The organism is Streptomyces sp. Y2F8-2, assembly GCF_014905555.1.
GTDB lineage: Bacteria > Actinomycetota > Actinomycetes > Streptomycetales > Streptomycetaceae > Streptomyces > Streptomyces cynarae.
On record NZ_BNGS01000032.1, the window covers coordinates 1 to 1,064 of the forward strand.

The following is a 1,064-nucleotide window of genomic DNA, read 5'->3' on the forward strand; positions in this document are numbered from 1 at the left end:
GCGCAGGCGGTCCGGCTGCGGGACCATCTGGCCGGGCGGGCGGAGCTGGGCCCGGTGGATGTGGGTTTCTCGCTGGCCGTGGGTCGGGCGCAGTTGGAGGAGCGGGCGGCGGTGATCGGGTCCGGTCGTGAGGATCTGCTGGCCGGTCTGGAGGCTCTGGCCGGTGGTGAGAGGGCCGGGAGCCTGGTGCGGGGCTCGGTGGGGCGTGGTGGTGGGTTGGCGTTCGTGTTCACCGGTCAGGGGGCGCAACGGCCGGGTATGGGGCGTGGGTTGTATGAGGCGTTCCCGGTGTTCGCTGAGGCGTTCGACGCGGTGTGTGGGGTGCTGGATCCTTTGTTGCCGCGGTCGTTGGGTCAAGTGATCGACGGCGGTGAGGGGTTGGGGGAGACGGGTTTCACCCAGCCTGCGTTGTTCGCGGTGGAGGTGGCGCTGTACCGCTTGGTGGAGTCGTGGGGTGTGCGCCCCGACTTCGTCGCCGGGCATTCGGTCGGTGAGATCGCCGCGGCGCATGTGGCGGGGGTGCTGTCGCTTGAGGACGCGTGTGGCTTGGTGGCGGCGCGGGCGGGGTTGATGCAGCGGTTGCCGCCGGGTGGCGCGATGGTGGCGGTGGAGGCGGCTGAGGAGGAGGTGCTGCCGCTGCTGGCCGGGCGTGAGCGGGTGGGGGTGGCGGCGGTGAACGGGCCGCGGGCGGTGGTGGTTTCCGGTGAGCGGGCCGGGGTGGAGGAGGTGGCCGCCGAGTTGCGTGCGCGGGGGCGTCGTACGCGGCGGCTGGTGGTGTCGCATGCGTTCCACTCGCCGTTGATGGAGCCGATGCTGGAGGAGTTCGGGCAGGCGATCGCGGAGCTGGACTACCGCGAGCCGCGTATTCCGGTCGTCTCGGCGCTCACCGGGGCGCCGGCCGATCCGGGGCAGCTGGGCGGTCCGGAGTACTGGGTGCGGCATGTGCGCGAGCCGGTCCGCTTCGCCCAGGCCGTCCAGGCTCTGCGTGCCGAAGGTGCCACCACCTTCGTCGAGATCGGCCCCGACGCCGTCCTGACCCCGATGGTCGCGGACACGACGGACAC

General features: G+C 72.2%; 1 protein-coding gene. It reads left to right on the plus strand.

Annotated elements, in window-relative coordinates:
- Nucleotides 1–1,064 (plus strand): acyltransferase domain-containing protein (locus tag SY2F82_RS38555; RefSeq protein WP_200423747.1); only part of this gene is annotated, 1,064 nt, incomplete at both ends.